16 protein-coding genes are annotated in these 24,355 nt (G+C 65.9%); all 16 read right to left on the bottom strand.

Annotated features, from left to right (window positions below):
• Nucleotides 1-72 precede the first annotated feature (72 nt).
• The 16 genes from LY622_RS01375 to LY622_RS01295 all read right to left on the bottom strand — a co-directional run bounded on the left by LY622_RS01375 (nt 73) and on the right by LY622_RS01295 (nt 24,234).
• Nucleotides 73-2,208, bottom strand: a complete 2,136-nt coding sequence (locus LY622_RS01375; RefSeq protein ID WP_234289247.1) for a RelA/SpoT family protein — start codon at nt 2,206-2,208, stop codon at nt 73-75.
• Nucleotides 2,209-2,230: 22 nt separating this feature from the next.
• A complete protein-coding gene (gene rpoZ, locus LY622_RS01370) occupies nt 2,231-2,491 on the bottom strand; it encodes a DNA-directed RNA polymerase subunit omega (RefSeq protein ID WP_043517557.1) in 261 nt (86 codons plus the stop codon).
• A 166-nt stretch (nt 2,492-2,657) separates the two neighbouring features.
• Nucleotides 2,658-3,272, bottom strand: coding sequence for a guanylate kinase (gene gmk, locus LY622_RS01365; RefSeq protein ID WP_234279823.1), 615 nt, complete (start codon nt 3,270-3,272; stop codon nt 2,658-2,660).
• A 139-nt stretch (nt 3,273-3,411) separates the two neighbouring features.
• Nucleotides 3,412-4,326 (bottom strand): glutaminase B, encoded by a 915-nt coding sequence (gene glsB, locus LY622_RS01360; protein ID WP_234289246.1) that lies wholly within the window; start codon nt 4,324-4,326, stop codon nt 3,412-3,414.
• 89 nt (nt 4,327-4,415) lie between these two features.
• Entirely contained in the window at nt 4,416-5,891 is a 1,476-nt protein-coding gene (locus LY622_RS01355) for an alanine/glycine:cation symporter family protein (RefSeq protein ID WP_234289338.1), read from the bottom strand.
• A gap of 332 nt (nt 5,892-6,223) precedes the next feature.
• Complete coding sequence (locus tag LY622_RS01350; protein ID WP_234289245.1) at nt 6,224-7,642, bottom strand: sigma-54-dependent transcriptional regulator; 1,419 nt, start codon at nt 7,640-7,642, stop codon at nt 6,224-6,226.
• On the bottom strand, nt 7,639-9,441 hold the full coding sequence (locus tag LY622_RS01345) for a transporter substrate-binding domain-containing protein (RefSeq protein WP_234289244.1): 1,803 nt from the start codon (nt 9,439-9,441) through the stop codon (nt 7,639-7,641). Before LY622_RS01345 ends, LY622_RS01350 begins: the two co-directional genes overlap by 4 nt.
• 156 nt (nt 9,442-9,597) lie before the next feature.
• A complete protein-coding gene (locus LY622_RS01340; protein ID WP_234289243.1) occupies nt 9,598-11,220 on the bottom strand; it encodes an SLC13 family permease in 1,623 nt (540 codons plus the stop codon).
• Between the two features lie 45 nt (nt 11,221-11,265).
• Nucleotides 11,266-13,377 carry a dihydrolipoyl dehydrogenase gene (lpdA, locus tag LY622_RS01335; RefSeq protein ID WP_369413704.1) on the bottom strand — a complete coding sequence of 704 codons (2,112 nt, stop codon included), beginning with the start codon at nt 13,375-13,377 and terminating at the stop codon, nt 11,266-11,268.
• A gap of 12 nt (nt 13,378-13,389) precedes the next feature.
• On the bottom strand, nt 13,390-14,670 hold the full coding sequence (gene aceF, locus LY622_RS01325) for a dihydrolipoyllysine-residue acetyltransferase (RefSeq protein ID WP_234289242.1): 1,281 nt from the start codon (nt 14,668-14,670) through the stop codon (nt 13,390-13,392).
• 17 nt (nt 14,671-14,687) lie between these two features.
• Nucleotides 14,688-17,351 carry a pyruvate dehydrogenase (acetyl-transferring), homodimeric type gene (aceE, locus tag LY622_RS01320; RefSeq protein ID WP_234289241.1) on the bottom strand — a complete coding sequence of 888 codons (2,664 nt, stop codon included), beginning with the start codon at nt 17,349-17,351 and terminating at the stop codon, nt 14,688-14,690.
• Between the two features lie 36 nt (nt 17,352-17,387).
• A complete protein-coding gene (locus tag LY622_RS22605) occupies nt 17,388-19,658 on the bottom strand; it encodes an NADP-dependent malic enzyme (protein ID WP_234289240.1) in 2,271 nt (756 codons plus the stop codon).
• 391 nt (nt 19,659-20,049) lie between these two features.
• The gene (locus LY622_RS01310; RefSeq protein WP_234289239.1) at nt 20,050-20,529 is read right to left on the bottom strand and encodes a Csu type fimbrial protein; all 480 of its coding nucleotides are present in this window, start codon (nt 20,527-20,529) and stop codon (nt 20,050-20,052) included.
• On the bottom strand, nt 20,526-22,781 hold the full coding sequence (locus LY622_RS01305; protein ID WP_234289238.1) for a fimbria/pilus outer membrane usher protein: 2,256 nt from the start codon (nt 22,779-22,781) through the stop codon (nt 20,526-20,528). The genes LY622_RS01310 and LY622_RS01305 overlap by 4 nt, the downstream gene beginning before the upstream one ends.
• A gap of 185 nt (nt 22,782-22,966) precedes the next feature.
• Nucleotides 22,967-23,713 (bottom strand): fimbrial biogenesis chaperone, encoded by a 747-nt coding sequence (locus LY622_RS01300; protein WP_234289237.1) that lies wholly within the window; start codon nt 23,711-23,713, stop codon nt 22,967-22,969.
• Nucleotides 23,713-24,234: a Csu type fimbrial protein gene (locus LY622_RS01295; RefSeq protein ID WP_234289236.1), complete on the bottom strand. Its 522-nt coding sequence runs from the start codon at nt 24,232-24,234 to the stop codon at nt 23,713-23,715. Before LY622_RS01295 ends, LY622_RS01300 begins: the two co-directional genes overlap by 1 nt.
• Nucleotides 24,235-24,355 lie beyond the last annotated feature (121 nt).

Here is a 24,355-nt window from a genome sequence, read left to right as displayed (position 1 = left end):
GTGGATGAAAAACGGAATCGTCGAAGTGACGCTGCTTCCCGCCCCATGGGCGGTGATCAGGTCGAAGGGAGTTCAGTTTCCGACGCGGGTGATCTTGCCGACCTGCGAGAGGTTGCGGATACGCTTGATGATGCGGGCGAGGTGTACGCGGTCACGCACCGCCAGGGTCAGGTGGACGATGGAGAGTCGCACGTCGCGCTCCTCGATGCCGATGCGCTCGATGTTGGCATCGGCGTCGGTGACCAGGCTGGCCAGCTCGGCAACCAGGCCCCGGCGACTCTCGATCTCCAGGCGCAGGGCCACGGGGAAATCCTCGTCGATATCGGCAGACCACTCCAGGGCGAGCAGCTTGTCGGGATCGCTCTTCAGCTCCTCGAGGTTACGGCACTCGGTGCGGTGTACCACGATGCCCTTGCCCACCGACAGGTGTCCGATCACCGGGTCGCCGGGCAGCGGATGACAGCAGCGGGCGAACTTGATCACCATGCCTTCGGCACCGCTGATCACGATGGGCCCGTGGGGCTGAAGGGTGCGCGGGCTGTCGTCGGCGCTGTCGCCATGGAGGGCATCGACCAGGTGCCTGGCGACCACATAGGCCACCCGTGTCCCCAAGCCGATGGATTCCAGCAGGGCATCCTCGTGCTTGAGCGACAGGTCGTCCAGTACCTGTGGCAGGGCCTGCGCCGGGAGCTCCTCCAGGCTGGTCTCGAATTCGCTCAGGGCCTTGTTGAGCAGGCGTCGGCCCAGCTGTACGGCTTCGGTATGCTGCTGGTGCTTGAGCGCGTGCCGAATCGCCGAGCGCGCCTTGGCGGTGACCACGAAATTGAGCCAGGCGAGATTGGGCTTGGCACCGGGGGCGGTGATGATTTCCAGGGTCTGGCCGCTCTCCAGGCGGGTGGAGAGCGGTGCCAGGTGGCGGTCGATGCGACAGGCGATGCAGTTGTTGCCGATGTCGGTGTGCACCGTGTAGGCGAAGTCGATGACCGTGGCGCCCTGGGGCAGTTCCATGATGTCGCCGCGGGGCGTGAAGACATAGATGTCATCGGGAAACAGGTCGTTCTTGACGTGCTCGATGAACTCCAGCGAGTCGCCGGCATGGCGCTGCATTTCGAGCAGGCCCTTGACCCACTCCCGGGCGCGGGCGTGGCTGCCCTCGGCGATGGGGTGATCGGTCTGGCCCGCCTTGTAGAGCCAGTGGGCGGCGATGCCATTGTTGGCCATGGCCTCCATCTCGCGGGTACGGATCTGTACCTCGATGGGCATGCCGCCGCTGCCGAACAGGGTGGTATGCAGGCTCTGGTAGCCGTTGGCCTTGGGAATGGCGATGTAGTCCTTGAAGCGCCCCGGCACTGGCTTGTAGAGATTGTGCACCACGCCGAGAATGCGATAACAGCTGTCGACGTCTTCGGTGATGATGCGAAAACCGAACACATCCATGATCTCGGCGAACGGCTTGCGCTGGTCGCGCATCTTCTTGTAGATCGACAGCAGGTGCTTCTGGCGGCCGATCACCGTGCCGGAGAGCTGCTCGTCGTCGAGGCTCTGCTGCAGCGTGTTCTGGATCTGGCGGATCGCCGAGCGACGATGGCCGCGGGCGCTGGAGACGGCGCGCTTGATACGCTCGGCGCGCATCGGGTGCAGCGCCTGGAACGAGAGGTCCTCGAGCTCGACCCGGATGGTATTGATGCCCAGCCGGCTGGCGATACGGGCGTAGATCTCGAGTGTCTCGCGGGCGATGCGGCGCTTCTTCTCGGGACGCAGGGCGCCCAGGGTGCGCATGTTGTGCAGGCGGTCGGCAAGCTTGACGATGATGACGCGGATGTCCCGAGACATCGCCAGCACCATCTTCTGGAAGTTCTCGGCCTGGGCGACGGCCTTGTCCTCGAAGGTGATCTGGGTCAGCTTGGAGACGCCATCGACCAGTTCCGCCACCGGCTTGCCGAACTGTTCGGCCAGTGCCTCCTTGGAGACCCCGGTATCCTCGATCACGTCGTGCAACATGGCCGACATCAGGCTCTGATGGTCCATGTGCATGTTGGCGAGGATATTGGCCACGGCCAGCGGGTGAGTCACGTAGGGCTCACCCGAACGCCGGCGCTGGCCGTCATGGGCCTGCTCGGCGTAGTAGAAGGCGCGCTTGACCTGCTGGATCTCGTCGGGAGGTAGGTAGCCGCCGAGTCGGTCGGCCAGGTCGTCGATGGTGAACATTAGCGCGCCTTGAGTGCTAGCCTTACTCCTCGATGGCGATGCCCGGCTCGCCCTCATGGCGAATTCGGACCGGCGCCTCGATCGGCTCGTCCAGTACGCTCTTGTCGACCAGGCCGGCGGCGATCTCGCGCAGGGCCATCACGGTAGGCTTGTCGTTTTCCCAGGGCAGCAGGGCGTCGCGGGAGCCGCGAGCGAGTTGACGAGCGCGCTGGGTGGAGATCATCACCAGCTTGAAGCGATTCTCGACGTTTTCCAGACAATCTTCGACGGTGACACGCGCCATGTAGGTATTCCCGAAAAGCTATGGATATTCCCGGCCGTAGCCGGAAATTCGAAATGGAACAGGACAGACTAGATTACTCGACGCCTGGCATCCCTGACAAGCGCCCGCGGCTGGGGTCAGGACAAGCGCCTGCGGCTGGGGTCAGGACAAGCGCCTGCGGCTGGGGTCAGGATAACAGCGCCGCCAGCAGCGGGCCGTGCTCCTTCTGTACACGGGCGACGCTCAAGCGCCGGCTGATCACCAGCGACTGCAGTTCGCGCAGGGCGGTGGTGAAGTCGTCGTTGACCACCAGGTAGTCGTACTCGTCGTAATGCGACATCTCGCTGACCGCATCGCGCATGCGCCGGGCGATGGTGGCATGTTCATCGGTGCCGCGGCTGGCCAGGCGGCGCTCCAGCTCGTCCCGTGAGGGCGGCAGGATGAAGATCGAGACCGCGTCCGGCATCTGCTGGCGAACCTGGCGAGCACCCTGCCAGTCGATCTCCAGGATCACGTCCTGTCCGGCATTGAGCATCGCCTCCACCGTTGGGCGCGACGAGCCGTAGTAGTTGTCGAACACCCTGGCGTATTCGAAGAATTCGCCACGCTCGATCATCGCCTCGAAGGCCGCCACGTCGACGAAGTGGTAGTTCACCCCGTCCACTTCGCCGCGGCGCTGGCTCCGGGTGGTATGGGACACCGAGACCTGGATGCCGTCGAGGCTATCGATCAGCTCGCGCACCAGCGTGGTCTTGCCGGCACCCGAGGGGGCGGAAATGATGAAAAGGGTACCTTGGGGCATATCGGGCTCCGGATCGCAAATGCCCCCGTTCGCACGAGGCGAAAGGGGGCGAGCGCCATGGCTGCGCATTCAGGCGAAACAGTATACCTGCCCGGCCAAGGGTGCGTCATCGGGCGGCGGCCGATAGTCGGGTGACGCCTTACCCACTCGGTGGCATCTGGTCGAACTCCTCGGCGAACAGCTCCAGGGCGTACTGGGCAGCCACCGAGTTACCGCTCTCGTCGAGTGCCGGCGACCAGGCACAGATCGTCATCCTGCCCGGCACCACCGCGACGATACCGCCACCCACGCCACTCTTGGCCGGCAGGCCGACGCGATAGGCGAAGTCGCCGGCGGCGTCATACAGGCCGCAGGTCGACATGATCGAGTTGATCCGCCGCGTCAGGCCCGGCGAGACGAAGCGTTCGTCCATGGCCTGGGCCTGCCCCCCGGCCGCGAGGAAGCTCAGGGCGATGGCCAGGTCCTTGCAGCTCATGGCCAGCGCACAGCAGGAGAAATAGGTGTGGAGCACCTCGTCGACCTCGTTGTCGAGGTTGCCGAACGCCTTCATCAGGTAGGCCGCGGCGGCATTGCGCGAGCGGTGCTGCCACTCCGAGGCCAGCACCCCATCGTCGATCAGGATCGCGTCGTTGCCCGACAGCCGCCTGGCGACGTCCCGCAGGTGCTTGGGCGGCGTGGCGAAGGCGCTGACCAGGCGATCCGTCACCACGATGGCGCCGGCGTTGATGAAGGGGTTGCGCGGCTTGCCCCGTTCGGCCTCGAGCTGGGCCAGGGAGTTGAACGGCATGCCCGAGGGGTTGAGGCCCACCCGCTCCCATAGCCCCTCGCCGTGGGTACGCAGGGCGAGGGTGAGCAACAGCACCTTGGCAATGCTCTGGATCGAGAAGGGGATCTCGGCGTCGCCGGCGGCGTACAGTTCGCCGGCGTTGGTGCACACGGCGATGCCGAGCCGCTCGGGATCCTGCCGGGCCAGTGCCGGAATGTAGCTGGCGACGTGTCCGCTACCGAGCCGTGTTCGGGCTCGTGCGTGGATGTCTTCGATCCAGCCCTGCATGTCCGTCCTCTCCGCCCGGGTTCGTGTGGGCTCGGCCGGCCCCGACGTCTCGAGGCCGGCCGAGGGCCGGGGCACGGTAGGTCGCACCCTTACTTCGCCGGCTGGCCGGGGGCCGTTGCGGTCTCGTACTGCTTGAGTCGCTGCAGGTCCTCGGGCTCGATCTCCCAGGCGGCCGGGTCGATATCCAGGTCGGCGAACTTGTCGGCATCGAACACGGGATGACGAATGCCGGCGCGGATCTGGTCATCGAAATCACGCAGGATGCGCAGCCCCGGCTTGAACAGCAGGAGCAGGGCGACCAGGTTGGCCAGGGCCAGGAAGCCCATGGTCACGTCGGCGAAGGCGAATACCGTGCCCAGGTCGGTCATCGCCCCCCAGCCGCACAGGGCGACGATGGCGACGCGAAAGACGTTGAACAGCGTTTGGTTGCTCTCGCTGAAGTAGTTGAGGCTGTTCTCGCCCAGATAGTAGTTATAGAGGATGGTGCTGAAGCCGAACAGCAGCAGCGCGACACTGACGAAGCTGCGACCCCATTCGCCCACGTGGTCGGCCAGGGAGGCCTGGGTCAGCGCCACACCGCCGATGTCGGCGCCGGTCGCCGGGTCGTAGGCACCGCTGAGCAGGATGATGAAGGCCGTGCAGGAGCACAGGATCAGGGTGTCGATGAACACCGAGAAGGCCTGGACGATGCCCTGGTTGGCGGGGTGCGGCACGTAGGCTACCGCGGCGACGTTGGGCGCGCTGCCGAGCCCCGCCTCGTTGGAGAACAGACCGCGCTTGACCCCCATCATGATGGCGGCACCGATGCCGCCGCCGACGGCTTGCTCGAGGCCGAAGGCGCTGTTGACGATCAGCAGGATGACCTCGGGAATGCGCGGCAGGTTCATGCCCACGACCACGATGGCGATCAGCAGGTAGCCGACGGCCATCACCGGCACCAGCACCTCGGTGACGCGAGCGATGCGCTTGATGCCGCCGAAGATGATCAGGCTGACGATCACGGCCATGCCCAGGCCGGTATAGGCGACCGGTATGCCGAAGGCATCGTCGAAGGAGGTCGCCACGGCATAGGACTGCAGGGCGGTGAAGCCGAAGCCGAAGGTGACCAGCAGCAGAACCGAGTAGATGGCGGCGAGCCACTTCCAGTGGCTGCCGAGGCCGTGGGCAATGTAGTACGCCGGGCCGCCGCGATAGGTCCCGTCCGGCTGGGCCGTCTTGTAGGTCTGGGCCAGGGTGCACTCGAGGAAGCTGGTGGCCATGCCCATCAGGCCGACCACCCACATCCAGAAGATCGCCCCGGGGCCGCCCAGGGTGATCGCCACCGCAACGCCGGCGATGTTGCCGCCGCCGACGCGGCCGGCCACGGAGAGCAGCAGGGCCTGGAAGGAGCTCAGGTGGCCGTGCTTGTCGCGCTTGAACGCCTGGCTGGCGCCGAGAATGCGAAACATGCGGGTGAAATAGCGGAACTGGACGAAGCGGGATCTCACGGTGAAACCGACACCGACCGCGAGCAGCAGGGCGATGAGCAACTTGCTCCAGAGGAAGTCGTTGATCAGGTCGAGCATCATGCGTTCCCCCGGCCGATGAAGAGCGGGGCGTTAAGCGAAGCAGGCCGTATGGTGGCCGCGGGAGTCGTTGTTCTTGGCATGGGATGAACCTCTGGCTTGCGTTTGTTGACGAGGCCCGCCATGAGCGGGCCGGATTACCAACGCAAGGTCCATGCCAGTCCGGGGCATTCCTAACTCACTGTCCTCAAAGGGTTAAATGGAATTTGGCGGGATTAAGAAGAGTTAAGCGGTATAACCTCGGGCCCATCCCGGCGAGGCGGGAGACCATAAAATTCAATAATTTCAATGGAGTACGTGGGATATAACCTCGGTTATTGCTATAACCCAGGTTATGACCCTTCGCTGCGCCGTTTCTTCAGCCGCTTGCTCAGGGCGGGCTGCGAGATGCCCAGCCAGCGTGAGGCCATGGACTGATTGCCCTCGGCGCGGTGCAGGGCTTCTTCCACCAGCAGGTCGGCGACTTCGTCCAGCGTGGGCAGCGGCTCGTCGGGCGCGAACACGGCTCGCTGGCGATGGCGCGACGGGATGTCGCCCCCGGAGGCCTGGTCGATGTCACGCCTGAAGGCGTCCATGGAGAGCGTGCGGCTGCGATGCTGGCTCATGGCGTCGAACGCCATGGCGCGGAGTTCGCGCACGTTGCCGGGAAAGGCGTAGTTGCCCAGCAGTACCGTCAGCTCGGGCGGATAGCTCGGCTTGCTCTTGCCGAGCTCCTCGGCCGCCTCGGCGAGGAAGTGATCCAGCAGCAGGGCGATATCCTGCTTGCGCTGGCGCAGCGGGGGGATGTGGACCTGATGCGTGCGCAGGCGATAGTAGAGGTCCTTGCGAAAGGTGCCCGTTCGCTGTTTCTCGCCCAGGTCGTGGTGCGTCGCCACTACCACCCGGGCCTGGAGACGCTTGGGCCGGTCGCTGCCCAGCGGGTAGTACTCGCCCTCCTGGAGCAGGCGCAGCAGCTTGACCTGAGAGGCCGGGCTGAGGTCGCCGATCTCGTCGAGCAGCAGGGTGCCGCCCGCGGCCTGCTCGATCATGCCGGCTCGGGGCTGGTCGGCGCCGGTGAAGGCGCCGCGCTGATGGCCGAACAGCGTATCGGCGAAGACGTTGTCGTCCAGGCCCGCCACGTTGACGCACACCAGCGGCCCGGAGCGGCCGCTCAAGGTGTGGGCCGCACGCGCGATCAGCTCCTTGCCCACGCCGCTCTCGCCGGTGATCAGGATCGGTTGGCGGGTCAGCGCCACCGACTCCAGGTACTGGAAGACCGAGCGCATGGCCCTGTCGGCGGTGACGATATGGGCGAAGGCCTCGGGGTGCTCCAGGGTGTCGCAGAGTACGCGCCTGCGCAGCGCCTGGTTCTCCTGGCTCAGTTCCTGCAGACGGATGGCGCGCCGGATGCCTTCGATCAGCCGGCTCTCCTCGTCGGTCTTGACGAAGTAGTCGAAGGCGCCAAGCTTGATGCAGTTGACCGCGGTTTCCACCTGGTTGAGGCCGCTGATCACGATGACGCCGACGTCGGGATACTCCTCGACAATGCGTGCCAGCAGCTCCTCTCCCGACAGGTGGGGCATGGTCAGGTCGAGGGTCACCAGGCCGATGTTCTCCCGCGCCAGGATGTCCATGACGTCGCGGCTGTCCTGGCAGCGGTGGATATGGGTGATGCCGCCGTTGCGCTCCAGGGCGATGCTCAGGCTGCGCAGGAAGGCGGGCTCGTCGTCGACCAGCAGCAGCCCGAAGGCGGGATAGAGGCTCTGGCTCATGGCGTGTCCTGCTCCTCGTGACGGCGTGTATCGCTGTCCTGACGTCCGTCGCCGGGCGGTGCCGCTGCGGCTTTCATGGCCGCCGGCAGCGCCAGGGTCACGCGGGTACCCTCGCCGGGGCGTGAGTCGAAGGCCAGGCTACCCTGGTGCTCGAGCACGATGCCGGCGGAGACGGAGAGGCCCAGCCCGGTGCCGCCACATTCACGCCGGGTGGTGAAGAAGGGGTCCGTCAGCCGGCTCATCGCGTCGGGCTCGATGCCCCGCCCCTCGTCGCGGACCTCCAGCACGACCCTGCCCGTGGCGCGATCGTGACGCGTCGCCAGCCGGATGCCCTGCGTCGTCTCCTGCAGCGCCTGGCAGGCGTTAAGCACCAGGTTGATCACCACCTGTTCGATACGCTGGGCGTTGCCCTCGAGGGGCGGCAGGTCACGGGCGTAGTGTGTCTCGAAGCGGCTGGTCGCCTGGCGGATCGAATTGTCGACCAGGCGCACGGCGGTGGCCACGGCCTCGTTGAGATCGAAGACCTCGCTCAGCGCGTCGCCGTCCTGACGGGCGAAACCCTTGAGATCGCCGACGATGCGCTTGATGCGCCGGGTACCCTCTTCCATGTCGTCGATCATGCCGGGAATCTCCTCGCGCATGCGCGAATAGGGCAGCCCGCCGAAGGGGAAGTCGCCATGGGCGCGGTAGTGGGCCTCGAGGATGGGCTCTGCGTCGGCGTAGGCGTCGCGCAGTACCGGCAGGTTCAGCAGCAGCAGGCTGCTGGGGTTGTTGATCTCATGGGCCACCCCCGAGACGAGGATGCCGAGGGAGGCCATCTTGTCGGCCTGGATCAGCTGCTGCTGATGCTGGCGCAGCTCCGCGGTGCGTGCCGCCACCTCGCGCTTGAGCATGCGGTTCCAGATCATGATGGCGCCCAGTACCAGCAGCAGCAGCGCGGAGAGCGCCGCGCCGACCTGGCCGACCTTGTGCCAGGGGAAGCCCTCGCGGCCCTCCAGCGGGCCCAGCCAGCGATCATAGATCGCCTGATGCCGGCCGGTGTTCTTGAGGATGGCCAGCCCCTCGCTGAACTTGGCCAGCAGGTTGGCATCGCCCTGCCTCACCGCGTAGCCGTAGCGCAGGGAGAAGGGCCTGGCCACCGGCACCAGGTTGGTCAGCCCCAGCTCGCGGCTGAGGTAGAGCGCCGGCAGGTTGGCGACCAGGGCGTAGTCGTGCTGGCCGGCGGCCAGCGCCCGCAGCGCGTCGGCGTGGGTGTCGACGGGGATCACCACGGCGCCGATGTCGTGCTCGATCAGGTAGTCGTGCATGATGTCGCCGCGCTGGACGATCACCTCCCTGCCGCGCAGTTCCTCGACCTCCACCACCGGATCGCCGCGGCGGGCGAAGATCGACTGATGGACGATGGCGTGGGGCGGCGCGAAATCGAAGCGCTCGGTACGCGCCTCGGAATAGGACATGCCCTGGAGGATGTCGATCTCGCCCTGCTCCAGCCCGCGGCGCACCTCGCTCCATGGCTTCAGCTCGATACGCACCTCGATGCCCATCACCTCGGCGATGGCCTGGGTCAGCTCCACGTTGTAGCCGGCCGGCTCGCCGTCCTCGTCGAGAAACTCATAGGGCGGATGGTAGTGATCGCCGCCGACGACGATGACCTCCCTGGCACCATCGGGAGCGTCCGACCCGGCCTGCCCCCAGCCCGCCGTGGGCACAGAGAGGCAGGCGGCCAATACGGCCAGCCGCACCCACCGCGAGGCGGCGGGGAGAGGCGTTCGACAGGACACCGCCCGGCTTGCCGTCATCCGTACCTCGACTCGTTATGCTGGATCTTGAAACAGGGTGGCTGGGCTTTCAATCGCCGCCGGGACTGACAGGGTGCTGCCCGGCCAGAGGACTGAGGGCATTCTACTGAAGCGGTACGGCAGTGGCTATTGACTGCCTGTACCGCCCATCCGGGATCAGAACTGCAGCCCGAGCGCGAAGCCGCCGATCAGGTAGCAGAAGAGGGTGATCAAGACGATACCGATGACGTTGAGTACGACCCCGCCACGGGCCATCTGGGCGATGGTGACCGCACCGGTGCCGAAGACAATGGCGTTCGGGGGCGTACCGACCGGCAGCATGAAGGCGCAGGTCGCGGCGAAGGCCGCCGGGATCAGCAGCGTCATCGGGTCGGCGCCGATACCGAGCGCAACGCCCCCGAGCACGGGGATGAAGGTCGCGGCGGTCGCCGTATTGCTGGTCACCTCGGTCAGGAACAGGATGATCGTGGCCACGGCGGCGACCAACAGGATGATCGGCAGCATGCCGAGGCCCGTGACCTGCTGGCCGAACCAGCTGTCGAGGCCGGACGCGGCGACGGCGCCGGCGAGGCTCAGGCCGCCACCGAACAGCAGCAGTACGCCCCAGGGCAGCCCGTCCTCGGCATCCTGCCAGGTCAGCACCATCTCGCTGCGGCCTCTCCCGGGCAGGATGAACATCGCGATGCCGGCGGCCACGGCGATGGCGGTGTCATCGAGATTGCCCAGCGGCCCCAGCCACTGGCCTACGCCCGGGATGTTGCCGAGTACGCCGGGTACGACCCAGAGGAACGCCGCCGAGAGGAACACCAACAGCACCATCTTCTCACCCTGACTGAAGGTGCCGAGCTTCTGGATCTCCCCATCGATCATCTCTTTTCCGCCGGGGATCTCCTCGACCTTGAACGGGTAGAGCACCCGGGTCATCAGCACCCAGCCCACCAGGATGAAGGTGAAGGCCAGCGGCACGCCGAGCATCATCCACTCGAGGAAGCCGATGTTGCGCCCCAGTTCGTCGGCGGCATAGCCGGCGACGATGGCGTTCGGCGGGCTGCCGAGCAGGGTACCGAGGCCGCCCATGCTCGCCGACCAGGCGATCGCCAGGAGCAGGCAGAGGCCGAACCGCTTGATGTTGTCGTCGAAGATGAAGTCCACATGACCGGGCCGGTGGTGGTCATGTTCGTGGCCTGCGGGGTCGTGCCCGGGCGTGGCCGTCTTCAGCGACTCGCCGCTACGCTCTGCGACCAGGGCCAGCACGGAGAGCCCGATCGGCAGCATCATCAGCGTCGTCGCGGTATTGGATACCCACATCGACAGGAAGCCCGTGGCGAGCATCATCCCGAGCACGATGCGCTTCGGCTCGACACCCACCCGTGCCAGCGTCAGCAGCGCAATGCGTCGGTGGAGGTTCCATTTCTCCATGGCGATGGCGATCAGGAAGCCGCCGAGGAATAGAAAGACGATGGGACTGGCGTAGGGTGCCGTGGCCTGGCCCACGGTCCGCTCCGTCACCATCGGGATCAGCACGATCGGCAACAGGGATGTGGCCGAGAGCGGGATCGCCTCGGTCATCCACCAGACCGCCATCAGGGTGGCGATCGTCGCGACCCAGCGCGCGTCCGACGACAGCCCTTCGGCCTGGCCCATGGCGAGCCAGACCAGCAGCGCCATGACCAACCCGAAGGCGCGCAGGCCCCATGTCATTTTCGCGGATCGCCCACCGGGCGCTTGCTCCCCGGAAAAGTCTTCGTATTCCCCTTGCTGGCGAGGTTGCTCGGCCATTGTGATGCCCTCCTTCCTTGTTTGCATTCAGGCATGTTCAGGCTCCTAACGCTTCTTCTGCGGCGGCAGATCGGTACAGACGCCTTCGAACAGTTCGGCGGCCATGCCGACCGACTCGCCCAGGGTCGGATGCGGGTGGATGGTCTTGCCGATGTCGACCGGGTCGCAGCCCATCTCGATGGCCAGACACAGCTCGCTGATCAGGTCCCCCGCCTGGGTGCCGACGATGGCGCCGCCGATGATGCGATGGGTCTCCTCGTCGAACAGCAGCTTGGTGAACCCTTCGTCGCGGCCGTTGGCGATCGCCCGACCGCTGGCCGCCCAGGGGAATACCGCCTTGCCGTACTTGATGCCCTCGGCCTTGCATTCGGCCTCGGTCTTGCCGGCCCAGGCCACTTCCGGGTCGGTGTAGGCCACCGAGGGAATCTGGCGGGTATCGAAGAAACTCTTCTGGCCGGCGGCGGCTTCCGCCGCGACATGGGCCTCATGCACCGCCTTGTGGGCCAGCATCGGCTGGCCGATGATGTCGCCGATGGCGAAGATGTGCCCGACGTTGGTGCGCATCTGCTTGTCGGTGGCGATGAAGCCGCGTTCGTCCACCGCCACGCCGGCGTTCTCGGCACCGATCTTGTTGCCGTTGGGGCTGCGCCCGACCGACTGCAGGATCATGTCGTACAGCTGTGGCTCGGCGGGGGCGTTGTCGCCCTCGAAGCTGACCTTGAGGCCGTTCTTCTGGGCCTTCACGGCGGTGGTCCGGGTCTTGAGCATCACCTTGTCGAAGCGCGGCGTGTTGACCTTCTCCCAGACCTTGACCAGGTCGCGGTCGGCGCCGGCCATCAGCCCGTCGAGCATCTCGACCACGTCGATGCGGGTGCCCAGGCTGGAGTAGACCGTGGCCATCTCCAGGCCGATGATGCCGCCGCCGATGACCAGCATGCGCTTGGGGATGGAGGTCAGTTCCAGGGCGCCGGTGGAGTCGACCACCCGGGGGTCGTCGGGAATGAAGGGGAGTGTCACCGACTGCGAACCGGCGGCGATGATGCACTTGTCGAACTTCACCACCTGCTTGTCGCCGGTCGGCTCCTGGCCGTCGCCGCTGGTCAGGGTGACTTCCAGGTGATGCGGGTCGAGGAATTTCCCTACCCCGCGCACCGTCTGGACCTTGCGTGCCTTGGCCATGCCGGCCAGGCCCCCGGTGAGCTTGCCGACGACCTTTTCCTTCCAGCCGCGCAGTTTGTCGAGATCGATCTTCGGCTTGCCGAAGGCGATGCCGTGATCGGCCAGGTCATTGGCCGCGTCGGTGACCGCCGCCACATGCAGCAGCGCCTTGGAGGGGATGCAGCCGACGTTCAGGCAGACCCCGCCGAGGTTGGCATAGCGTTCCACCAGCACGGTCTTCATCCCCAGGTCGGCGGACCGGAAGGCGGCCGAGTAGCCGCCCGGCCCGGCGCCGAGCACCAGCATCTCGCATTCGAGGTCGGCCCCGCCGGTATGGGTGGCCGCCTTCGGGGCGGGCGCAGCCGCTTTCTGTTCGCCTGCTCCCCCGGCGGCAGCGGGTGGGGCGGCGGGGGACTTGCCTTCCGCTTCCAGCATCAGGATCGGCGAGCCTTGCGAGACCTTGTCGCCGACCGTCACCAGCACCTCGCTGACCTTGCCGGCCTTGGGCGCGGGCACGTCCATGGAGGCCTTGTCGGACTCCACGGTGATCAGCGGGTCCTCGGCACGGATGGTATCGCCCGCGCGTACCAGCACTTCGATGATCGGAACGTCGCCGAAATCGCCGATGTCCGGCACCCGAACCTCTTCCAGGCTGCCGCCGCCATAACCACCGCCGGCATCGCCGGGCGCCGCCGAGCCAACCCCTTTGTTATGGACCGTCGGATGCGGTTCGTGGTCAGCCACCCGGGATCCGGTCTCGGCCGGCTCCAGCATCAGGATGGTCGAGCCTTCGGAGACCTTGTCCCCCTCCTTGACCTTGAGCTCTCCGACCGTGCCCGATATCGGGGACGGCACGTCCATGGAGGCCTTGTCGGTCTCCAGGGTGATCAGCGGGGTTTCGATGTCGATCGCATCGCCCGGCTTGACCAGCACTTCGATGATCTCGACGTCCTTGAAATCGCCGATATCGGGCACCTTGACTTCGATTGCATTGGCCATGTCGTCGATTCCTCACATGATGATGCGCCGCATGTCGGCGAGCAGGTTGGCGAAATGGACGTTGAAACGGGCCGCGGCGGCGCCGTCGATCACCCGGTGATCCCAGGACAGCGACAGGGGCAGCACGAACCGCCACTCCGACTGCTTGCCGTCCGGCGAGACCTGCTTCCAGTAGGAGCGACACACGCCCATGATGGCCACTTCCGGGGCGTTGATAATGGGCGTGAAATAGAGCCCGCCGATCCCGCCGAGCGAGGAGATGGTGAAACAGCCGCCCTGCATCTGGTCGGGCTTGAGCTTGCCGTCGCGGGCCAGCTTGGCCAGCGCCCCCATTTCCTGGGCGATCTCGGCCACGCCTTTCTGGTCCGCGTCGCGGATCACCGGCACCACCAGGCCGTTGGGCGTGTCGGCGGCGAAGCCGATGTGGTAGTACTGCTTGAGGATCAGGTTGTCGCCGTCCAGGGAGGCATTGAACTCGGGGAACTGCTTCAGGGAGGCGACCGCGGCCTTGATCATGAACGCCAGCATGCTGACCTTGATGCCGGCCTTCTCGTTGGCCTTGTTGAACTGCACCCGGAAGGCCTCCAGGTCGGTGATGTCGGCCTCGTCGTGGTTGGTGACGTGGGGAATCTGCACCCAGTTGCGATGCAGGTTGGCGCCGGAGATCTTCTTGATGCGCGACAGCGGCTGGGTCTCCACCGGGCCGAACTTGCTGAAGTCGACCTTGGGCCAGGGCAGCAGATCCAGGCCCCCGCCAGCGGTTGGAGCGCCAGTTGAAGCGCTAGCCGCCGCCGGGGCGCCACCCTTGGCGAAGCTGCGGATGTCCTCCTGGGTGACCCGGCCCTTGAGGCCGGTCGGCGGCACTCGGGGCAGGTCCACCTCCAGCTCGCGGGCCAGGCGGCGAGCCGAGGGGCTGGCGTGAACCCGGCTGAAATCCGCGATCTGGCCGGTCGGCGGTGCGCTGCTGGAAGGAGCCGCCGACGGTGGCGGCCTGTTCCCGGCTTCCTCGGCGGGCGAGGGCGCAGGGGCGGAGGGTGAATCCCCCTCTCCCGCTCCTTCCGCCTCCAGCATCAGAATCGTCGAACCCTCGGAGACCGTGTCACCGAGCTTGACCCTGACCTCCTTGACCGTACCCGCGGCAGGCGCAGGCACGTCCATGGAGGCCTTGTCGGACTCCACGGTGATCAGCGGGTCCTCGACCTGGATCTTGTCGCCGGCCTGGACGTGGATTTCGATGATCGGGACATCGGTGTAGTCGCCGATGTCCGGTACCTTGATGTCTTGGATAGCCACTTTTCTTCTCCTCCGGCTCAGGCGTACAGGGGGTTGGGCTTTTCGGGGTCGATGCCGTATTTCGCGATGGCGTCCCGGACCTTGCCGCTCTTGAGCTTGCCCTCGTCGACCAGGGCCTGCAGCGCGGCCAGGGTGACGTAATGACGATCCACCTCGAAATGGCGGCGCAGGGCCTCGCGGCTGTCGGAGCGGCCGAAGCCGTCGGTACCCAGTACCTCGTAACGCCGCGGCACGAAGGGGCGGATCTGTTCGGCGAACATCCGGATGTAGTCGGTGGAGGCGATGACCGGCCCTTCGGTGCCTTCCAGGCACGCCTCGACATGGCTCTTGCGCGCTTTCTTCCCGGGATGCAGCCGGTTCCAGCGCTTGACGGCGTGGCCGTCACGGGCCAGTTCATTGAAGCTCGGGCAACTCCAGACGTCGGCCGCTACGCCCCAGTCGTCACGCAGCAGGTCCACCGCGGCAATCACCTCGTTGAGGATGCTGCCACAGCCCAGCAGCTGTACCCGCGGCCCCTTGCCCTTGGCCTTGCTGAAGGAGTACATGCCCTTGATGATGCCCTCTTCGGCGCCATCGGGAAGTGCCGGATGATGGTAGTTCTCGTTCAGCGTGGTGATGTAGTAGAAGACGTTCTCCTGATCCTCGTACATGCGCTTGAGACCATCGCGCACGATCACCGCCACCTCGTAGTGGAAGGTGGGGTCATAGGCGATGCAGTTGGGGATGAACTGGGCAAACAGCTGGCTGTGCCCGTCCTGGTGCTGCAAGCCCTCGCCGTTCAGGGTGGTGCGCCCCGAGGTGCCGCCGATCAGGAAACCCCGTGCCAGCATGTCCCCGGCCGCCCAGGCCAGATCGCCGATGCGCTGGAAGCCGAACATGGAGTAGTAGACATAGAACGGGATCATGGTGACCCCGTGGTTGCTGTACGACGTGGCCACGGCGATCCACGACGACATGGCCCCGTCCTCGTTGATGCCCTCCTGCAGGATCTGGCCCTTCTGGTCCTCCCGGTAGGGCATGATCTCCTCGGCGTCCATGGGCACGTACTTCTGCCCTTCGGGGGCATAGATACCGATCTGCCGGAACATGCCCTCCATGCCGAAGGTGCGCGACTCGTCGGCGACGATCGGGGTCAGCCGCGGCCCCAGGGTCTTGTCCCGGGCCAGGGAGACCATGATGCGCACCATGGCCATGGTGGTGGACATGGTGCGCTCACCGGTGTCCGCCAGCACCTGCTTGAACATCTCCAGGGGGGGCGCCTCGAGCCGATCGCCGTTGCGCTGGCGCTGGGGCAGGTAGCCGCCCAGCGCCTTGCGCTGCCCATGCAGGAGCTGCATCTCGGCGCTCTCCTCGGGGGGCTTGAAGAACGCCGCCTTGGTGACCTGCTCGTCGCTCAAGGGCAGGTCGAAGCGCTGGTGGAAGTACCTGAGGTTATCCTCGCCCAGCTTCTTCTTCTGGTGAGTGATGTTCTGGCCCTCGCCCCCTTCGCCCATGCCGTAGCCCTTGACGGTCTTCATCAGCAGCACCGAGGGCTTGTCCCGGGTGTTGACCGCCGCGTGATAGGCCGCGTAGACCTTCTGCGGGTCGTGGCCACCGCGGATCAGCTTGTAGTAGATGTCGTCGTCCGACATATGGGCGACCATCTCCTTGAGCTCCGGATACTTGCCGAAGAAGTGCTCGCGGATGTAGCCGCCACCCTTGACCTTGAAGTTCTGATACTCGCCGTCGACGCACTCCTCCATGCGCTGGCGCAACAGCCCCTTGGTGTCCTTGGCCAGCAGCTCGTCCCAGCCCGACCCCCACAGGCACTTGATGACGTTCCAGCCCGCGCCCCGGAAGTTGCCCTCCAGTTCCTGGACGATCTTGCTGTTGCCCCGCACCGGGCCGTCCAGGCGCTGCAAATTGCAGTTGATCACGAAGATCAGGTTGTCGAGCTTTTCGCGGCTGGCCAGGGCGATGGCACCCTGGGACTGGGGCTCGTCCATCTCGCCGTCACCCAGGAACGCCCAGACCTTGCGTCCCTCGGTATCGGCCAGCCCCCGGTGGTGGAGGTACTTCATGAACCGTGCCTGATAGATAGCCATGATCGGCCCCAGGCCCATGGAGACGGTGGAGACCTGCCAGAAGTCCGGCATCAGATAGGGGTGGGGATAGGAGGAGATCCCCTTGCCATCCACCTCCAGGCGGAAGTTCTCCAGCTGCTCCTCGGTGAGCCGCCCCTCCAGGAACGCCCGTGCGTAGATGCCCGGGGCGCAGTGCCCCTGGAAATAGATGATGTCTCCCCCGTGGCCGTCGGTGGGGGCCTGCCAGAAGTGATTGAAGCCCACCTCGTACATCACCGCCGAGGACTGGTAGCTGGCGATATGCCCCCCGGGTTCGGCGGGCTTCTTGTTGGCGCGCACCACCATCGCCATGGCGTTCCAGCGCAGGTAGGCGATCAGACGCTGCAGCAAGGCCTCGTCGCCGGGCAGCTTGGCCTCCTTGTGGGGCGGTATGGTGTTCACATAGGGCGTGCGGGTGGTGTCCGGCGCCTCGGCGCCGGTCCGGTAGGCTTCTTCCACCGCCTTGTGCAGCAGGTAGGTGGCCCGCTCGGGGCCCACCCGCTCCACCACCACATCGACGGCTTCCTGCCACTCCCGGGTTTCCTGGGGATCGAAGTCGCTGTAGTTTTCGAATGCCATGGATCGTCTCCCTTGATTGGGTCGGAATTGTTCTAGTTATTGATCGGTCTGTGCCTCGACCACGGCGAAGGCGCTCATGTTGGCGATACCCCGTGCGGTGACCGTGCGGTTGAGCACATGAACCGGCTTGGCGGCCCCCAGCAGGATGGGGCCCACGGACACGCCGTTGCCCAGCACCTTCAGGGCGGTAAAGGCGATGTTCGCCGCGTCCAGGTTGGGCATGATCAACAGGTTGGCCTCGCCGTCGAGCAGCGAATCGGGCAGGATGCGCCCGCGCACGCCGGTGGACAGCGCCGAGTCGGCCTGCATCTCGCCGTCCACTATCAGGTCCGGTGCGCGCTCCCGGATCAGCGCCAGCGCCTGGCGCATCTTCTCCGCGCTGCCGAAGTCGGAGCTGCCGAAGTTCGAGTGGGAGACCAGGGCGGCCCGGGGCGTGATGCCGAAGCGGCGAATCTGCTCCGCGGCCAGCAGGGTGATCTCGGCGATCTGACCGGCATCGGGGTCGTAATTGACGAAGGGGTCGGCGATGAACAGGGTGGTCCGCTCGAGGATCAGCAGCTGCAGGGCGGCAGGCGTGCTGACGTCCTCGCGCAGGCCGATGACGTCCAGCACCTGGTCCAGGTGCTCGTGGTAGGTGCCCACCGGGCCGGCGATCATGGCGTCCACATCGCCCCGGCGCAGCAGCAGCGAGGCCAGGATGGTGGCCCGGCTGCGGACGCGCTTCTCGGCGGCCTCCGGATGGACGCCACGGCGTCCCATCAGCTGGTGGTACTCGCTGGCCAGTTCGGCATAGTCGGGATAGTCCTGGGCGTCGATCAGCTCGAAATCGACACCGGGCTTCACCGGCAGCCCCAACTCCTCGATGCGGGCCTCGATGACCGCACGGCGGCCGATCAACAGGGGCTTGGCATAGCCCTGAGTGACACAGACCTCCATGGCGCGGAGGACGCGCTCGTCCTCGCCCTCGGCGTACAGCAGGCGGAGGGGATTCTGTCGTGCTCGCTCGAACACCGGCTCCATCACGTTGCCGGAGCGGTAGACCAGGCGTGACAGCGAGCGGGTGTAGGCGTCCAGGTCCGCGATGGGGCGCGCGGCCACACCGCTGTCCATGGCGGCCTTGGCCACCGCCGGCGGGATGGTGTCGATCAGGCGCGGGTCGAAGGGTTTGGGCAGAATGTACTCCGGGCCGAAGGTCAGCGCCTGTCCGCCATAGGCCACCGCCACCGTTTCCGGCACCGTGGTGGTCGCCATGTCGGCGATGGCCTTGACGGTGGCCAGTTTCATCTCCTCGTTGATGGTGGTGGCGCCGCAGTCCAGGGCGCCGCGGAAGATGAACGGGAAGCATAGGACGTTGTTGACCTGGTTGGGGTAGTCCGAGCGCCCGGTGGCGATCACCGCATCCGGGCGTACCGCCTTGGCGTCCTCCGGCATGATTTCCGGGGTGGGGTTGGCCATGGCCAGGATCAGGGGGCGCTCGGCCATGGTCGCCACCATCTCCGCCTTGAGGGCGCCCCCGGCCGAGAGGCCGAAGAAGACGTCGGCCCCGTTGACGGCATCGGCCAGGGTGCGGGCCTCGGTCCGGGCCGCATAGCGCGCCTTGTAGGGATCCATGTCCTCGTTACGGTCGGTGTGGATCACGCCGCTGCGGTCACAGACCAGGATGTTCTCCTTGCGGACCCCCAGGGAGACCGCCAGGTCCAGGCAGGCCAGGGCAGCGGAGCCAGCGCCGTTGCAGACCAGGCGGATGTCGCCGAGCTCCTTGCCCACCACCCGCAGGCCGTTGAGCAGGGCGGCCGCCGTGACGATGGCGGTACCGTGCTGGTCGTCGTGGAACACCGGGATCTTCATCCGCTCGCGCAGGCGCCGCTCGATCTCGAAGCACTCCGGTGCCTTGATGTCTTCCAGGTTGATGCCGCCGAAGGTGGCCTCCAGGCCGGCGATGATCTCGATCAGCTTGTCCGGGTCGCGCTCCTCGATCTCGATGTCGAACACGTCCACGTCGGCAAACTTCTTGAACAGCACGGCCTTGCCTTCCATCACCGGCTTGGAGGCCAGGGCGCCGATGGCACCCAGCCCCAGCACCGCCGTGCCGTTGCTGATCACGGCCACCAGGTTACCGCGGGCGGTGTACTCGGCCGCCATCAGGGGATCACGTTCGATCTCCTCGCAGGCCGCGGCCACCCCGGGCGAATAGGCCAGCGACAGATCCCGCTGACTGGCCATGGGCTTGATCGCCTGGATCGCCAGCTTGCCGGGGCGGGGGAATCGATGGTACTTCAAGGCGCTGTCGCGTAAATCGTCTGCCATGTGCTTTTCCTCGCTCGCTTTCACTCGCGATGACAGCGGCGCCGATGACCGCTGCCCCTCGAGCTGGCTGACGGCAGGGGTCGGGATGCCGCCGGGGAGGCCAGGCTCGTCGCCTCCCAGTATGGTCACCGGTTGCGGAAGTTGCCGAGCCAGGCCGGAGTGATATCAACGCCATGACAACGCAACGGCCATGCCTTCTTAGTGCAATGCCCGGTGTTTCATGGGGTTGTGATAGAGGAGTTCGACTTTAGTCGAAGCATGCTGGGTGGGGAATGGGCCGGAATCCCGCACGGGGGAGGTGGTGTGATGTGCGGGTTTGCGCACAGAATCTCGTACTACAGCCATTACTGAATAAGCCTAAGCGCATTTATAATGCCGGTATCTCCATTGCCTAGAATTCCAGTGTCACGGTGATGGTGTCCGTGTAGTTGCCCACTCGGACATTCTGACCCGCCGGAATACGTCCATAAACGGTGTGCTCTTGCGTGCCGTCGGTGTTGCCGCTGAGACTGAACGATCCCTCGCCCCAGACCAATGAGCGGGCCGCATCCTGGTGCAACCGGTAATCGAGAGTATCGTCGCTGCTGCTCAGCAATGGCTGCTGGGGACTGCCATGGGCAGAGCTCAGTGCGAGGCTGTATCCAGTGGCTTCGCTGCAGCTTACCGTGATGGTGGCGCTGCTATCATTGTGCGTTGCAGTGAAGACGTCATAACCGGCAAAACCCAGCCCAGTGGCACTGACACTGCACTGAGCCTGAGCGGTGCCGGCGGCCAGCACCAGGGCCGCTCCGGCCAGCCAGCGCAGCGGCCGGTGGCTGGCCGCGCGACAGGTGCCCGAGGCACGGGCGCCTGAAATGGTAACAACGTTCATGGTGTGACTCCGTGGCAGATAACATCGCCTAGCTCGAGAAAGACATCTTCGATTTCCGGCACCTCCAGCGTGAATTCGCAGGCCTGCCCCAGCCAGAGCGCGCGTAGGCGGTTACTCGACTCCAGGTCGGTCACGAAGGTCTCGCCACGCAGGCCCACCGGGAAGCGCTCGCCGCGAGCATCTTCCACCACCGCCCCGGGCGGCAACGGCTCGCCGCTCTCCAGCAGGATCCGGAAGAAGGCATCGCGGCTCTGGGTCACCGGGAAGTGCAGCGTCACACCGCTACGGTAGTACGGAGATACCTGCATCTCCAGGCTCCCCACCTGAGCCCCCAGGGGCAGGTCCGCCTGCTCGATGCTGATTCGGTTATGCTCGTAAGCGCGCAGGCGTGGTACCAGCGCATCCCCGTGACGATTGGTACGCGAGACAGGCTGGTTGTCGGCGTAGACCTGGACATCGGGAAAGCCCGGCAGTTGGACCACGGCAAAGCTGCCATCGATTTGTCGGCTGGCGAAGAGGGCGCCGCCGAGCCAGGCCGCACCACCACGCACATTGGCACGGCTGGCCGTTTGATCATGGCGCTGTGAGGCCTCCAATAGATAGGTCTGGTAGTCGTTCTGCAGGCCGAGACTGGCCTCGCGGTGATCGTCATCGCCCAGGCCGGTGCTAACCCGGTAGCCGAACCCCCTGCCAATCGGCAGGCTGCGCTGTATCTGCATACTGCCCTGGCGTTGATCGTTACGCTCGCTGACGCTCAGGCTGGCACGGGTGCGCGGCATCCCCAGCGGAATGCTCAAGCCCGCCCGCAAGGCCGTTTCGCCATTTTCCATGAAGTGCAGCGCCGAGAGCGTCAGGTGGCCGATGGCGCCCAGCCCCTTGCTGTAGCCCAGGTTGACGATCTCGATGTCATCCCGGTCATCGAAGTGCTGGGCGGTATAGCTGAGGCTCAGCGAGCCCCACTGGCCGCTCGAGAGGCTGGAGAAGACTCTATGCTGCTGGCGCGGCAAGACTTGGTCCTGGTGCATGCCGAGGCGCATGAAGTCCTCGCTGGCGAACTGGCTTTCGACCCCCAGGCCCAGGGGCCACCCCTGGCGCTGCAATCCCAGGGTCTTCAGATCACCCTGCCGGCCATCGGCCTCACTGGCGGCATAGGCGGCATGCATGACGCCGCCGAACGGCAACAGCCAGCTGCCCCCCAGGCCAGCCATCTGCTGGTCCTGCAACACCTGGGCGTGCAGCTCGGTGGTCAGCCAGTCGGTCAACCCGGTGCGGTAGGTCGCCGTGCCCAGTGCCCGGCCATAGGCATTGCTCTCACGACCATAGTCCTGGCGAATGGCGCCCAGCTCCACGGAGTAATCCTTCAGGCCGGCTCGCAGCAGCCTCGCGCTGGAATAGAAGGGCTGGGTGATCAACTGCTCGCGGCCGAGAATGTCGCGTACCACCAGCTTGACCTGACCCTGGCCGGTAATCACCGGGATCTCGTCGATGGCGAAGGGGCCGGGTGGCACGTCGCGTCGCAGGCGCAGGGCATCGTTCACGTAGAGATCGACGGTGGACGGTAGCGCGGCCTCACCGGCCACGCTGACCAGGGGCAGGGTGACCATTTCCGGCCGGGTGGAGAAGTTGCTTCCCCACTGCAGGCCACCGAAGCGCACCCCACCACTCCATGCCGTGCCCAGGCTGGTGGTGTCCCCGAGCCGCAGGGTGCGCATGCTGTCGGGATTGTCGTGGCGCCACTGGGTGTCCAGGCGAACCACGGCGGGCTGATCGATGGTGGGGGTGTCTCTGGCGATCAGGCGATTGACCCCGCTGCCCCAGCCGTTGAACACACCCTGCTCCAGCAGCCCACTATGGCGGGTCTCCCCGCGGCTGTGGGTGCTCGACAGGTCATAGTTGAAGAAGGCGCCCGGAGACGAAGGCGTCAGCGGTACGCGGTCCCGGCGCAGGCCCTCGAGCCGGGTGTCCGCGAACAGGGCCGCAGGCACATCCAGGCCCAGGGTGGACCGGCGCCTGTCCAGCTCGAAGGAAATCCCGAGCGATTCAAGGTGGTAGAAGGCCTTGCCGTGATGATCGAAGGGCGCGCCAGCCGGCGAGGCGATTCGCCACTGCTCCAGGTCGCTGGCGGCCACCCAGACGTCGTGATCGCCGCGTATCAGCGCCAGCGCCGTGGTGGGCCGTCGCTGGTCATTGACCGTGGCTTCCAGCCACAGCTCCTCGAGCGCTCCGGTGTCGGGAAGTTCCCGGGGATCCACGCTGGAAGGCCCCCGCCGGCCTGCTTCCGGCGAGGGCTGAGTGGCAACGTCTGTATACCAGCCAGCGGTTATGGCGGCGTTAGCAGGCGTCGTGCCAGCATCTGCCGGGTTCGGCATCAGCAGCAACATGACAGCCAAGGCGGCACACCTCCTCCTTCTTCTGCGCCGCGCTGGCCGCTGCACCACTACTCCACCTGCAAGCGTGAGGCGGTTTCCTGACCATTGACGCTTGTTGTGATGACAAGCTCGGTGCCTGCCGCGGGTAGTGGAGAGCCTGGACCCAGGGCCCATCCTTGCTCGGCGCCCGGCAACACATAGGCGTTGCCGGAGGGCTGCAGTGTGCGCCCATCGGGCAGCCGTACGCGAAGCCGGCTCACCTGGCCATGGCCATGGCCGTGGTTGCGGGCGCTCAGGCGCCATTCGCCACGGTTGCCACGCTCGACGCGCCAGGACAGCTCCGGCGCCGCGGCGCCGGAAGCCGGTGCCACGAACACCGGCAGGCTTATGCGTAGCGCCATGCGCAAGCCCGGGTAGCCTTCCGTCGCGGGCGGCGGCAGCTCCTGCAGGAAGAGGCGATAGCTGAGCTCGGTATCCCGCTCCGGCGGGCGGCGCAACCCCACCCGCAACACCTGGGTCTGTCCCGGTGCCAGCGTGAAAATGGGGGGCGTGGCGAGCACCTCGCGGCTGGGCGTGTAGATGTCTTGCCCTCCCTGCTGGCGCCACTCCTGAAGCTCCACCTGAACCGAGGTTTCCTCGGCTCCTGTGTTGCGTACCCACAGCGCCACCACATTATCCTGGGCGGACAGGACCACCCGGGTCGGACTGACGCTGAAGCTGCCGGCCAGCGCCTGGCTCGCCAGCAGCAGCGTCAACATGAATACGGGCAGAACCAGGCCGCGATAAGCGGCCTGGCGTGAGGTCAGTGTGGGCATCAGAAAGTAACGGTGGCCACAACGGTATCGTTGTAGGCCCCCGCCGGTGCGGTGACCTGGCTGCCGGCGATCCTGCCGAAGACGGTGTGAGCCTCCGCCACGCCTGTGCCCGTCGTCGCGACATTACCCGCGGCATCGTTGGTCCATTCCGTCGTGCGCTCAGTATTGCTGAAGAGTGAATACGTCAGGAGGTTGGTGTTGTCGTCGATCAGTTGCCGCAAAGGCGTAGCATCGGTAGAGCCGTCGCCGGCGTTACCGCCCTGCCCCAGGGTGATGCCAACGGAGGCGTCCTGGGTACAGGTCACGGTCACGGTGCCGGTGCCATCCAGGTCAGCGGGATTAATGGGGTCGTAATCGCCAAACGCCAGGGCCGTGGTGCCAATGGTGCAACTCGCCACGACAGTAGTGCTGACGTCAAGGTTCGACGATTCCTGTGCCTGAGCCACTGCAGCTCCTCCGGTGACCAGGGCCGCGGCGGAAATCAGGGTCAGTTTACGTAGAGAAAATGTCTTGTTGCTCATGGAGAGCGCTCCCTAGAATGTATTATGCCGTCGCTGACGACCTAATAATCAACTGACCAAGGCACACGCTTGCTTTGTACATCGCCGACTGGTTACAGCGTAACAACTAATACACAAAGAG

The organism is Halomonas alkalisoli (assembly GCF_021412585.1).
In the GTDB taxonomy this organism is placed as follows: domain Bacteria; phylum Pseudomonadota; class Gammaproteobacteria; order Pseudomonadales; family Halomonadaceae; genus Halomonas; species Halomonas alkalisoli.
This window is presented reverse-complemented; position numbering and strand designations above follow the sequence as displayed.